Genomic DNA, 11,181 nt, shown 5'->3' on the forward strand with positions numbered 1-11,181 from the left:
GTGAGATCATTTCGAATGATCGTGTACGGTATTGCTATTACTCATTTGTTTGGCCTAATGGCTCGCCTTGCTTAATCGCAGAAATGTATTTATGCGATAGAAGCAGGACTGTGACGGTGAACCAAAAGGATGGTGGGACACTTGGGAATTACGCGCGAAATCTTTCCCACCTAGTTCGATTTTGCTATGCGAGAAAGGTGGATTTCGCTGATTTGAAACACAGCCATATCGATGAGTTGATCTATGAACTCTGTCAAGAAACTGATATCTACAACGAGCGCGTCAGGAACAACAACACGGTTAAAGCCATTGTGGCAACCGCCATTAATTTTCTGGTTTGGGTTCAGCAAAACATTGCCACTGAGCGACTGATTGCGGGAGTGGATGATGCTGATAAAAGGTATCAGATAAAGCTAAAGCAAGAGGTTTATGCGCATAGAACTGGTCGGCAGATCATTCACAACGTTTTCCCGATGAACATACCAAGAGCGACAACGACGAACGCAACCCCTATTTCAACAATAAACATCAGAAAATTGTGGGATACCCTTGAGGCTTCACGAAGCGATACGAATGTGAGTAGAAAACTGCGAGGTCTTTTCTCTAAAAAGCAGCAGGCGGACCATCTTGAATACATGCATAGACGGCGTGAGTTGCAACTGGTGTTGCTTGAAGCAACGGGGCTCCGACCTCAAGAATTAATCACTATACCCTGTTCTAACAATGCGGCTAGCCTGAGAAAATCGCAACTGATTCTCCCCACACTCAAAGGCCGGATCGACTCCAAAAATAATATGAGAACGATTCCGATCCCACGCAGCCTAGCGATGAAGATTGAAATATTCATTAATTCTTACAGAAGAAAATTAATTGAACGCCTTCTAACTTCAGGAATTATCCAATCAGAGAAGGATGTGGACAATGTAATCTATCTTAATTCTGAAAGTGGTAAAGAAGTACTTCCAGATGCCGCGTATCAGGAATTTCGGAGGCTTACGGTAAGAGCTGGCATCAAGCAAAAGAACTGTCAGAAGATGTTTAGACATCGTTTTATCACCAATATGGTAAAGCTCCACTTTATTAGCTTCATGGATAAGAATCCATTAAAGACCCGCCACATCATTACCGACAGTGATTACCGAACAATACTCAAAAAAGTCGCGAGTTTTACAGGCCACAAAAGTGTTGACTCATTGTGGCATTACATCGATTTGGCTTGGGAAGAGCTTGATGCCTTCGCACACTCCTATGAGGTGAAAGAGCTTCAGGACAGATTGAAGAGCATCTTCTACCTAACCAACGAGTTGAAAGGCGATGTCCAGAATGTTTCTGGAAAGCAGATTAGCAACGTAACCATCGAGAAGTTAAATGCCAAGCTCAATCAGATCGAAGATCTTGTCGCGAACTTCCGAACTTAGGCTACGAGCCCTAACGAACCATTGGCTCATTACACCGACTACCCTACACTAGCGGGATTTTCCTCAGGAGATGCTATGTCCAGCACTTATGATGTAATCATTATAGGAGCAGGTGCCGCCGGGCTAATGTGTGCTTCAACAGCGGGATATCGCGGCAGAAGCGTATTGGTACTTGATCATGCCAATAAACCTGGTAAGAAAATCCTCATGTCCGGGGGCGGTCGATGCAATTTTACCAACCTAAACAGCACCCCGGCGAATTTCCTGTCTGACAATCCCCATTTCTGCATTTCGGCGCTCAAGCGTTACACGCCCCAAGACTTTTTAGAATTGGTAGACCGCCACCGCATTGAGCATGAGGAAAAAGCGGCAGGCCAGCTTTTCTGTAAAGGCAGCAGCAAGGAGATCCTCAATCTGCTACTCACTGAGTGCGAGTGGGCTGGCGCAGAAGTGCGACTTAAAACAAGCGTGAATAAAATCAGCGGTGTCGATCACGGCTATCAGCTACAAACCAGCAGCGGCACCCTTACCTGCGAATCGCTGGTCATCGCCTGCGGTGGGCTGTCTATCCCCACCATGGGCGCCACGGGCTTCGGATACGATGTTGCACGGCAGTTTGGGCTTTCCGTGCTTCCAACCCGCGCAGGACTTGTACCCTTTACCCTGTATCCAGAACTAAAGGAGCAACTGGCGCCACTCTCCGGCGTGAGCTGCCCTGTGGACGTGCACTGTAACAACGAAAATTTCCGCGAACCGATGCTGGTCACTCACCGTGGTCTAAGCGGCCCCGCCATGCTGCAGATATCGAGCTTCTGGCATCCCGGAGATACAATACGGATCAACCTTCTTCCGAGCGTATCAGTTCGTGATAGGCTGCACGAACATCGCAAAACAAAACCACAGAGCCATATCCGCCATTTTCTCGAAGATTTCTTGCCGAAAAGGTTTGCAAAAGCTTTCTGCGAACTCCAACAGTGGAACAAACCATTCCAGTATTGCCGCAATGAAGACTTAGAGGCGATAGCTGACGTCCTAAGTCATTGGGAAGTGCGACCCGCAGGAACGGAAGGATACAAAACAGCCGAAGTTACCTTGGGCGGAGTGGACACTCGTGACCTGTCATCAAAAACGATGTCAGCAAACAATCAGCCAGGGCTTTTTTTCATTGGCGAAGTGCTGGATGTGACTGGTCATCTGGGCGGTCATAATTTCCAATGGGCTTGGGCTTCTGGAGTAGCCGCTGGACAACATGCCTGAATGGTTTTTGGCATTTGACATTCAATCGAACAGAGCGGAAGAACAGACGACCTGGAGTCAACGGCTAAGTGAGCAGATCCTTAGGTGAGCACTGTAGATGATCTGCTAGCAGGTAGATTTTTTCGATAGTGATATTCACTTCTCCTCTCTCAATCTTCCCCACATAACTTCGATCAATTCCCGTTTCATGAGCGAGTCGTTCCTGAGAAAACCCTTTCGATTTTCGAATCGCACGCAAATTCCGGCCAAACGCCTCACAAATCGGTGAGCCCATTTCTTGCCCTCACAAAAGACAAGACTATGGTTTCTTGAGGCATGGTAGACCACGGCATATACTACCCATTTTTCGGGGGTCGACCAGATCGACCTAGAGACCAATCGGACCGCCTTATGAAAAAATCGCAACCACTGAGCGTCGACAAGATCCTGATCGAACTCCTGAGACAGCAGCCAGATACTCCTTTTTCCAATACCAGCATTCGGGATATGTATCTTCGTCAAATACCCGAAGTTCAGCGGCCAAGCCGCAACCAAGTTCGCAAGCACATATACAGAGAACTTCTACGCCTTGAAAAGGCAAAAGTTATCGATCGCTACGAGGGATCGACTGGTCGCGGATGCAAGTTTATCTACCGTTCAAACAACCAAGACATTTCCCTGGAATCCAAGCCTTCTCCATTTAGGGCTGCATATGGGCACGTTGAATCGTCGATGGATAGTGATACACAGCGGGCGTTGCAGGAGGAGCTTTCTAAAAGAAAGGTCGAACTGATTGCCAGTATTGGTGAAGCGGAGGAATACCAGCGCCTATATCACAAGTACCCGGCACTTCGGAGCGCCGTGAAGGCGCAGTACCTGGAGTCTCGGGAGAGAAGCACAAAGCTACTAGGTCAACTTCGTGCTGTAGAGTCGGTCATCACAAAAATTGGGTTTCCCGCATGATCCAATTGCGCGTTTGGCAGCGCGAGTGCGTCGATCAAGCTCTTCAAGCTTTTGAGTACCAAACCCACTTTCTATGCCACGCAACACCTGCGGCGGGCAAAACCGTCATGGTAGCGTCGGTGGCTAAGGCCCTTCTGGAACGCAATAAAATTGATTTCGTCCTATGCTTCTCCCCGTCACGGACAGTGTCGCAAAGCGTCGCCTCGACATTTAGCCAAATCCTTGGGCGAAGCTTCAATGGCCAAATTGGCGCCGCGGGTGGTTCTTACACCTATCAGTCGATGAACACGCTTCCCAGAGAGCTATGGCAAGTACTGGGTGAGCACAGAGTCTTCGTGGTTTTGGACGAGATTCATCACTGCTCCGGTAGCAGTTGGGACGAACTCACAATTGGCAACAGTTGGGGGCGAACAATTCTCGATAGGATTCAAGGAAAGGCCTCCCTCACAATGGCGCTATCAGGAACACCTTGGAGGAGTGACGACAACCCAATCGTACTTTCTCGCTACACGCAGCCTGACGGAGAGCTCCATTGCGATTACGAATACGGTTTAGAGCGGGCGGTTATCGACGGCGTTTGCCGAGCCCCAAAAATCGTGCTCACTGATAATCGGGAAATCAGCCTGAGGTCATCGGAACTCGGCCTCAAAACCTACTCCAGCATCCGGGAAACAATCAGTCAGGGTCATATTACATATCCTGACTTTCTGTTTCGGGACGAAGTGATCGACCACACACTCTCGGAAGCATCCAAAAAATTATTAGAGATCCGGAAGCAGGCTCCATCCGCTGCTGGCCTCGTCGTAGCTGCGACAGCGGCACATGCAAAGCAGATTGCAGTTCGGCTTGCGGCGCTCGGAGAAAGGCCTGTTGTTGTCACTTACAATACGCCCGGAGCCCATCAAATTATTTCAAACTTCAAAACATCATCTGATCGATGGATCATTTCTGTGGGGATGATCAGTGAAGGAACTGACATCCCGAGATTGCAGGTGTGCTGTCACCTCAGCAGGATTCGAACAGAGCTCCATTTTCGGCAAGTTCTCGGCAGAATACTCCGGCGTCAAACAGGGGAGCCCTCTGACATTGGTGGCTGGCTTTACGTCCTTGCTGAACCCAGTTTGACAGAGTTCGCACGCAGAATTGGTGAGGACCTACCAGGGCATCATGTGGTTTCATTTTCACCAAAATCATCAAAGCAAAGCACGGACGAAACTAAAAGGTCTGAAGTGCTGCAGAAAGAGGATTACACAACGGAGTGGGAACTCGATATCGATAATACGGGCACATGGGATGCTGCACCGGAACATAACGGCGCTAGGAAAACTATTGATCTATGTGTGAGCAATCAATACTGGAGTGAAGTTTTGTCCCTATTCGGGGAGAGGGTATTGTAGCTTGGTCGGAAATTTTCATATGACAGGGTATCTGAAGGGGCCATATAGGCTCTATTCAACTTAGGTGGTTCATTGGTTTCGAGTGCCGCCCCAACATTGCTGGAACTTCTGCAAAGGACTAACACCCAAAAACGTAAGGCGACAGATGGGTTCTCTGAATAATCACTCACCGCTTCTCGTCGTTGATTTAGAGGCGACCTGCTGGGAAAGTCGAAAGGCCCCCTCCAGTGAGCCACAAAGCATTCATAACATGGAGATCATCGAGTTTGGTTGTGCGCTGGCCACTCGTGACGGAACGCTATTGGACAGCAAGTCTTTTCTGGTGCGACCCATGCGCCATCCCCATCTGAGCGGTTTCTGCACAGAACTGACTGGCATTAGTCAGACAATGGTGGATACAGCACCCGAATATGCGGACGTGTGTCAGGAGATCAACACTTGGTTGGGCAGCCGGACCGAGGAGTTCATCTGGTGTAGCTGGGGTAATTACGACCGACTTCACATTCAGGCGGAGAGTGAACAATACGGATCGCCACCGGGTTTTCTGAACTACCCTCACCTGAACCTCAAACGGATTTGGCGTAGGACAACGGGTCAGAAGAAAATGAACGGGCTGGCCCACGCCCTGGCATTTCACGAGCTCGAATTCCAGGGGCAACATCACCGGGGTGTGGATGATGCACGCAACATCGTCCGGCTATTGCCTTTCATGGACTGGTCACTCGAAACCGAGCTGACGAACCGGTAGCTGAGTGATTGGATGTGCTGAATCGGTTAAGTACGCTGGATCAAGAGCTGGGGCTTGGATACGACTGAGCCGACATTCTAGGAAGACTAATGAGACTTGTATGCATTTCTGACACTCACAGTTTGCACCGCCGAATACCGCAGGTGCCAGATGGCGATGTTTTGATTCATGCCGGAGATTGTCTTGGAGCCGGCACACTGGATAACGTGGAAGATCTGAACGATTGGCTTGGCACTTTGCCACACAGGCACAAAATTGTGATTGCCGGCAACCATGACTGGGCGTTTCAAGTAACGCCTGATCTCGCTGTCGAAGCGCTGACAAATGCCATCTATCTTGAGGACAGCGGAGTCATTGTTGAAGGCGTTCGGTTTTGGGGCTCACCCTGGACACCCGCATTCATGGACTGGGCGTTTATGCTGGATCGCGGCCAGTCACTTTATAAAAAGTGGCAGCAAATCCCCGACAACACCGATGTACTGATAACCCATGGGCCACCAAAGGGTATCGGGGACCAGGTGAACCTCGGCTTCAAATGCCAAAACGTGGGATGTGTTGATCTTTTGCATCGGCTTAACCAGCTTAAGCTTAAAGCACACATCTTCGGTCATATCCACGAAGGCTACGGTGAGCACCGTCACGGCGAGGCGCCGTTAATCAATGCCAGCACCTGCACCGAACGATATGCGCCCACCAACCCACCGATCGTTCTCGACCTTTGACAAAACTGAAGACGAGAAGTGATTGCAGAAGAACTGATCAAACGGCTTAAAAGCCTACCACCGGAGACGCCGGTGCTGGTAGAGGGTTACGAAACGGGGTTTGACGAAATAGTGAATTTGAGGGCCCTGGAGGTGTTTAGGCTGGACCAGCCAGCGGAGTGGGAAGTGAATACGATAGACGACTAGAAGCGCCCTGCGCCGACAGTGGTATCCATGATGGCCTTGAGGGATTGCTCGCTTACGTCAATCCCGATGAACGGTTCACCGATGAAGAATCGCGCGACAGCGCCATTTATGATGAAGGCTCCTCCTGCGATCACGCTAACACCGTGTCTGCCGTCGTTCTTGTCGGACGTCGTGGGCACTTGCGATAGGGCGAGCGCAATGAAGAAAAGAAAAACCTATAGTCTCGTAGAGCTTGTAGCTCAGTGTGATCCGGATGCCCCGGTTACAGAGGAGCTGAAGCTTTGGGAGCAGGCTCCTTTCATTGGCCTGGAGCAAACGGTCTTTTAGGGGCAGGTAGATATCCGAGAGATAATTCTGGTGTTTACTGAAAAGCTGAGTGGCCAAAACGAGGTACTCCAGTCCCTAACACGATCGAAGTCCACCACATCATCGATGTCGGATGGCTGCACGTTCGGTACCATTTGATTTTTCTGTTCAATGTGATGGTACAGTGATTCGAAAACAGCGCGTTCATAGCTGGCGCAACCGCTCAAGTTGGTTTGTAGTCCGGACTGGACCATAAACTTCGATACATCCACAATCTCGCGCTCTCCGAAAAAGCATGAGGTATCCGGATAATTCCGGCTGGCGACTGACCAAGCATCCGGTGCCCCGATGCCATGCCAGAATGGCTTAAACCGGCTGAGCTGAGGAATACAGAGTGCCGTAAGACCGGTGATGTAGAAGGTAGACATTATTTCCTATCTTTCGGAGGCTGGCCCCGATCTTCCATGAAGTCGTCGTGTACGCCCTCACTAAAATCAAAGTATTCTTCCCATACGGGATCAGTTGGCCGCTCATAGCGCTTCACTGATCCTTTGAGTCGTTCTAGAGGGGTGAGCTCCTCGGGAAGCGATTTAGCCAGCTCGTCGGCGTGCGCCGTTTGAGGGTCGAGATCGTGGAGTAGTTCCTGCTCAGTCATGCGCTTAATCGTCATTGCCAAACCCCATATACTATGATTCCTAGCATTATATTCCTCTTACAAATTTCCACTACAAACATCAAAAGGTGCAATCAATGAGCCGCTTCAGCACCAAGGCGACCGTATTTATGCATGGCAGGCTTGCAGGGCATATGGAACGTATTGGACGCCGCGTTCGGTTTCAGTACGACGCTCAATACCTAAAATTCGGTAGTGCCCTCAGCATGAGCTTACCTCTTCGTTCTGAGCCTTATGAGACAGAGGGGTTGCCTCCCTATTTCAGCGGTCTTTGCTCTGAGGGCTGGTTGAAGCGAGTACAGGCGTATGAGCAGCGCATTGACCCCGAAGACAGTTTCACTTTGCTAATCAATAACGGTAAAGATTTGGCAGGAGCTGTGACGATCGAGCCGTCTGCGTAAACCCTATGCTGCCCGATCTAAATTTTTTATCGAAATTTTAGAGACTTACTGGCTTAGTACCAATTAGTAACGCGGATTACTAATTGGTACTAAGTGTCCGATTTATGACCGGCATTCATCTATAAATGCGCCGATCCAAGTAGCCTCTTTGGGGCGCGCTTTAAGTTTGTATATCTTGGTCAATCGATGAAAGCGAGCCACGTAGCTACAGGCCCCACTCGGTGGTAACCATTCATTCGGTCCTCTCGCACCTTTACTACGGTTCAAAGAGGCCTCAACGGGCCATAGATTGCGTTCGTCGTTTGCAAACCTCTCTCGACGCGCATCGGACCAGTTGCTTGCGCCCCTCTCCCAAGCCCAGGCGAGCGGCACCACGTGATCAATGTCGATTTCGCTGCTGTTCTGTATCAAGTTTCCGGTAAAAGGGCTGATCCAGCGACCGGTTACCACGCGGCAACTCTTGTCGGTTGCGAAACGCACTGGCGTACTGGAACTTGCAATCAATGCCTCAGCGCGGCTGTTCTGGCAGTCGCCATCGGCATCGTCCCAGCCGTGTCCGAAGGCCGATCGTCTGTACGAATCGGCCCGATGTTTGTTCAGTTTGGGCGCGTTATTAGAGGCCAACTGCTTGGGTAGGCGACCGCCACTGGCCAGGCATGTCTCCAGTGAGTCAAAGCCGTGGAAATTTTCGGTGCGATCGTAATATGAGCTTTCAGGTGGATGACAAATGCCCGAAGACGTCTTTTTTATTGTCTCAGCTGCAACGGGTGCAAACCCAATGACGAGTATGAGCGCCAGTAATGAGGACGGGAGATACCGCAACTACTTCTCCTTAAATACAACAAGCGTAATTTGGCGGCCATCGTATCGGGCGCGGCCTCGCTTGTCTCGCTTTACGAGATATCCCAATCGTTTGCAGTGATATCGGCTTTCGCCGGGGGCCCAAGTCGCAGATACTAGTTGGGAGTCAATTGATCAGTAGGATCGGGGCTCAACGCCGGCAAGGATGCCAGGCAAACGCGACACCTGCCCAGTGGTGTGACGCGCCAGGGAGAGGCTTGGCTCCTGTACCCAGAGACGTTTCACCATAACCTCAGATTATGCGCATTATGTTTTTATGTTCAGTATCCTAAAACTATCAATAGCGCCCGAGTCCTGATAGGAAGATTCGTATGTCAATTAATGACCTTCCCAAACGTGGCTCCTCCCATAGTACGGAGGAAGCGGCAGAGGCAGTTTTCTTCTCAGCTATAGGGGCTTGTGGCTTGTTTATAAACCAAGGCTCTGACCGGCGGGATTATGGATCTGACATACAAATTGAAGCCTTACGCGGAGATAGCGTCACAAACGTTCGGATCCATGTGCAGTTAAAGGGGACAAATCAACCAGCAAACCAGGACGGCTCGGTTAGCGTTTCAGTTCAGAGGACGAACCTCAATTACCTTCTCGCCCACCCCGCGTCGATCTATGTGTGTTATCACCTTCCAACTGATCGGCTCCTCGCCTGCTACGCTGAAGAAATTCACCGCCAGTACAGCCATCGAGAAGATGAATGGGAGCAACAGGAATCCATCACTGTTAATCTGCAGTCGCCATTCAATGAGGCGTTCCAGCATCGCTTGAGTAAACGGGCGATAGCTGCAAACAATTCATCCAGGGATAGGCGCCTTGCTTGGACGGTGACGCCACCTAAACAAATTGGCAGTTTGCTTAGAAAGGCCCCAGCCATTCATGTTCCGCCCAACCCTGAGATAGCCCAAGAGATCCTTGTTGAGCTATACAACGATGGCCAGGATGCTGCAATTAGTGCCGCATTTGAGCAATTTGAAGCAGTGTTAGATCCCTCCTCCCCTGCTATTGATTTCGCCTACATGGCAGAAATAAATCTAGGTATTAATGGCCACCCTATTGACGAAAGTCGTGTCAGGGCAGGTATTGAAGCACTGGAACGGTCAATGAAGGCAGGCAAGGTGTATCCTGGATCAATGCTTTATTGTATCGGGAACGCTTGGTTAGCGTTGCAGGAGTATGAGAAAGCGAAGACGACGTATCGTTCTGCCCTTTGTGAGCTGGAACAAACTGATCTCATAAAAATAGCGGCTCAGTGTTATAAGAATTTGGGTTCGGTGATGGAGCGCCTGGGCGATAACGAAAAGGCTCGAAAATGCTACGTTCAAGCTCTTGAAATCGACCCCGGGCTGAGTGAGGCACATTTTGCTCTCGCTCTTTGGTACCGCGGTGAAGGCAACAATCTAGAAAGGGCTTTGGATCACCTCGATAAAATCCTGCCTAGAGGTAATTCAGAGCTGAAAATGACTGCTGTTCAAGGTTGGAGAATCAACCTATTGTTCAGATTAGGAGCGGTCTCGGACGCCTTCAGGGATATAAGAGCCTTGCTGGGAGAGGCCGATAGCTGTAACTGGATATGGCCATGGTGTGCGAGGGAGGTGTTTGAGTTTGGCCGAAAATCAGTTGAAGCAACTCGGCATGCTCTCCAGTTTTGGCAGGCCTACTTAGAAAAGTACCCGACACACCATGTCGCTCAATCTGAAGAACTGATGTGTCATTGGAAGCTCAAGTCGGCCGGTGAACCCACCGGGATAGATTTTGGGGCTTTCAAGAACAAGGTTCGTGAAGTACTAAGTTACGACGATTCGAATGAGGCATTTCTTTGGGATCGTATCGGGCATTGGGCTCAATACGATGGCGATTGGGTGCAAGCAGAAAAGGCGTACCGGAAAGCGTTTCTGATGGATCCGGTGCTGTATGGCTATTGTTTCGGAACAGCTCTGAACCACCTAGGGCGGTATACCGAAGCTTTACCCATTTTGATCGATCAAGCAGAGAGGCATCTGCCTGATGCGATGAGCTGGTTTCAGGTTGCGATAGCGTACGAACACACTAGCGATGCAGAGCGCAGCATCGCAGCTTATCTTCATGCTATCGAGCAGGATGAAAATTACGATCTGGCTTGGTTTAATTTGGGCGGGGTTTGTTGGAACTCTGATCAGCGAGTGCGAGCCCTGTCTATATGGCGGGAAGCGATTACAAGGTTCCCCGACCATTGGCTGGCAGACAAGCTTCGCCAAGACTTCTCAGAATTTTTCTAAGAAGTCTTGGGTTTAAAGCAT

Annotated in this window: 14 protein-coding genes; 9 read left to right on the top strand and 5 right to left on the bottom strand. The window is 50.0% G+C overall.

What is annotated here, in order from left to right:
• Window positions 1-116: 116 nt before the first annotated feature.
• Entirely contained in the window at window positions 117-1,418 is a 1,302-nt protein-coding gene (locus ACUN9X_RS16910; protein ID WP_445473831.1) for a hypothetical protein, read from the top strand.
• 75 nt (window positions 1,419-1,493) lie between these two features.
• A complete protein-coding gene (locus ACUN9X_RS16915; RefSeq protein WP_445473832.1) occupies window positions 1,494-2,675 on the top strand; it encodes an NAD(P)/FAD-dependent oxidoreductase in 1,182 nt (393 codons plus the stop codon).
• A 64-nt stretch (window positions 2,676-2,739) separates the two neighbouring features.
• On the opposite strand, the gene ACUN9X_RS16920 is transcribed toward ACUN9X_RS16915, so the two are convergent.
• Window positions 2,740-2,949, bottom strand: a complete 210-nt coding sequence (locus ACUN9X_RS16920; protein WP_445473833.1) for a helix-turn-helix domain-containing protein — start codon at window positions 2,947-2,949, stop codon at window positions 2,740-2,742.
• Window positions 2,950-3,065: 116 nt separating this feature from the next.
• Between ACUN9X_RS16920 and ACUN9X_RS16925 the strand changes: the two genes are divergently transcribed.
• The 4 genes from ACUN9X_RS16925 (at window position 3,066) to ACUN9X_RS16940 (ending at window position 6,484) form a co-directional block, all read left to right on the top strand.
• Complete coding sequence (locus ACUN9X_RS16925) at window positions 3,066-3,617, top strand: hypothetical protein (protein ID WP_445473834.1); 552 nt, start codon at window positions 3,066-3,068, stop codon at window positions 3,615-3,617.
• Window positions 3,614-5,014, top strand: a complete 1,401-nt coding sequence (locus ACUN9X_RS16930) for a DEAD/DEAH box helicase (protein WP_445473835.1) — start codon at window positions 3,614-3,616, stop codon at window positions 5,012-5,014. Before ACUN9X_RS16925 ends, ACUN9X_RS16930 begins: the two co-directional genes overlap by 4 nt.
• A 145-nt stretch (window positions 5,015-5,159) precedes the next feature.
• A complete protein-coding gene (locus ACUN9X_RS16935; protein ID WP_445473836.1) occupies window positions 5,160-5,762 on the top strand; it encodes an exonuclease domain-containing protein in 603 nt (200 codons plus the stop codon).
• An 89-nt stretch (window positions 5,763-5,851) separates the two neighbouring features.
• On the top strand, window positions 5,852-6,484 hold the full coding sequence (locus ACUN9X_RS16940) for a metallophosphatase domain-containing protein (RefSeq protein WP_445473837.1): 633 nt from the start codon (window positions 5,852-5,854) through the stop codon (window positions 6,482-6,484).
• A gap of 182 nt (window positions 6,485-6,666) precedes the next feature.
• Here ACUN9X_RS16940 and ACUN9X_RS16945 read toward each other — a convergent pair whose 3' ends face one another.
• A complete protein-coding gene (locus tag ACUN9X_RS16945; RefSeq protein WP_445473838.1) occupies window positions 6,667-6,804 on the bottom strand; it encodes a hypothetical protein in 138 nt (45 codons plus the stop codon).
• Between the two features lie 64 nt (window positions 6,805-6,868).
• Here ACUN9X_RS16945 and ACUN9X_RS16950 point away from each other — a divergent pair, with 64 nt between their 5' ends.
• Complete coding sequence (locus ACUN9X_RS16950) at window positions 6,869-6,997, top strand: hypothetical protein (protein ID WP_445473839.1); 129 nt, start codon at window positions 6,869-6,871, stop codon at window positions 6,995-6,997.
• Here ACUN9X_RS16950 and ACUN9X_RS16955 read toward each other — a convergent pair.
• A complete protein-coding gene (locus ACUN9X_RS16955) occupies window positions 6,994-7,404 on the bottom strand; it encodes a hypothetical protein (protein WP_445473840.1) in 411 nt (136 codons plus the stop codon). The two genes, ACUN9X_RS16950 and ACUN9X_RS16955, sit on opposite strands and share 4 nt — an antisense overlap.
• Window positions 7,404-7,646, bottom strand: coding sequence for a hypothetical protein (locus ACUN9X_RS16960; protein WP_445473841.1), 243 nt, complete (start codon window positions 7,644-7,646; stop codon window positions 7,404-7,406). The genes ACUN9X_RS16955 and ACUN9X_RS16960 overlap by 1 nt, the downstream gene beginning before the upstream one ends.
• A gap of 80 nt (window positions 7,647-7,726) precedes the next feature.
• Here ACUN9X_RS16960 and ACUN9X_RS16965 point away from each other — a divergent pair, with 80 nt between their 5' ends.
• Window positions 7,727-8,050, top strand: a complete 324-nt coding sequence (locus tag ACUN9X_RS16965) for a HipA N-terminal domain-containing protein (protein ID WP_445473842.1) — start codon at window positions 7,727-7,729, stop codon at window positions 8,048-8,050.
• Window positions 8,051-8,152: 102 nt separating this feature from the next.
• Here ACUN9X_RS16965 and ACUN9X_RS16970 read toward each other — a convergent pair whose 3' ends face one another.
• Window positions 8,153-8,530, bottom strand: a complete 378-nt coding sequence (locus ACUN9X_RS16970; protein ID WP_445473859.1) for an HNH endonuclease family protein — start codon at window positions 8,528-8,530, stop codon at window positions 8,153-8,155.
• A gap of 692 nt (window positions 8,531-9,222) precedes the next feature.
• Here ACUN9X_RS16970 and ACUN9X_RS16975 point away from each other — a divergent pair.
• Window positions 9,223-11,160, top strand: coding sequence for a tetratricopeptide repeat protein (locus ACUN9X_RS16975; protein WP_445473843.1), 1,938 nt, complete (start codon window positions 9,223-9,225; stop codon window positions 11,158-11,160).
• Window positions 11,161-11,181: the final 21 nt, after the last annotated feature.

It is taken from the genome of Marinobacter sp. V032, from assembly GCF_052645435.1.

Excerpts from the sequence above, each read along its gene's own strand:
- ACUN9X_RS16930 (WP_445473835.1), top strand. The coding sequence starts at position 3,614 with ATGATCCAATTGCGCGTTTGGCAGCGCGAGTGCGTCGATCAAGCTCTT.
- ACUN9X_RS16955 (WP_445473840.1), bottom strand. The coding sequence starts at position 7,404 with ATGTCTACCTTCTACATCACCGGTCTTACGGCACTCTGTATTCCTCAG.
- ACUN9X_RS16935 (WP_445473836.1), top strand. The coding sequence starts at position 5,160 with ATGGGTTCTCTGAATAATCACTCACCGCTTCTCGTCGTTGATTTAGAG.
- ACUN9X_RS16950 (WP_445473839.1), top strand. The coding sequence starts at position 6,869 with ATGAAGAAAAGAAAAACCTATAGTCTCGTAGAGCTTGTAGCTCAGTGT.
- ACUN9X_RS16960 (WP_445473841.1), bottom strand. The coding sequence starts at position 7,646 with ATGACGATTAAGCGCATGACTGAGCAGGAACTACTCCACGATCTCGAC.
- ACUN9X_RS16975 (WP_445473843.1), top strand. The coding sequence starts at position 9,223 with ATGTCAATTAATGACCTTCCCAAACGTGGCTCCTCCCATAGTACGGAG.
- ACUN9X_RS16920 (WP_445473833.1), bottom strand. The coding sequence starts at position 2,949 with ATGGGCTCACCGATTTGTGAGGCGTTTGGCCGGAATTTGCGTGCGATT.
- ACUN9X_RS16925 (WP_445473834.1), top strand. The coding sequence starts at position 3,066 with ATGAAAAAATCGCAACCACTGAGCGTCGACAAGATCCTGATCGAACTC.
- ACUN9X_RS16965 (WP_445473842.1), top strand. The coding sequence starts at position 7,727 with ATGAGCCGCTTCAGCACCAAGGCGACCGTATTTATGCATGGCAGGCTT.
- ACUN9X_RS16940 (WP_445473837.1), top strand. The coding sequence starts at position 5,852 with ATGAGACTTGTATGCATTTCTGACACTCACAGTTTGCACCGCCGAATA.
- ACUN9X_RS16915 (WP_445473832.1), top strand. The coding sequence starts at position 1,494 with ATGTCCAGCACTTATGATGTAATCATTATAGGAGCAGGTGCCGCCGGG.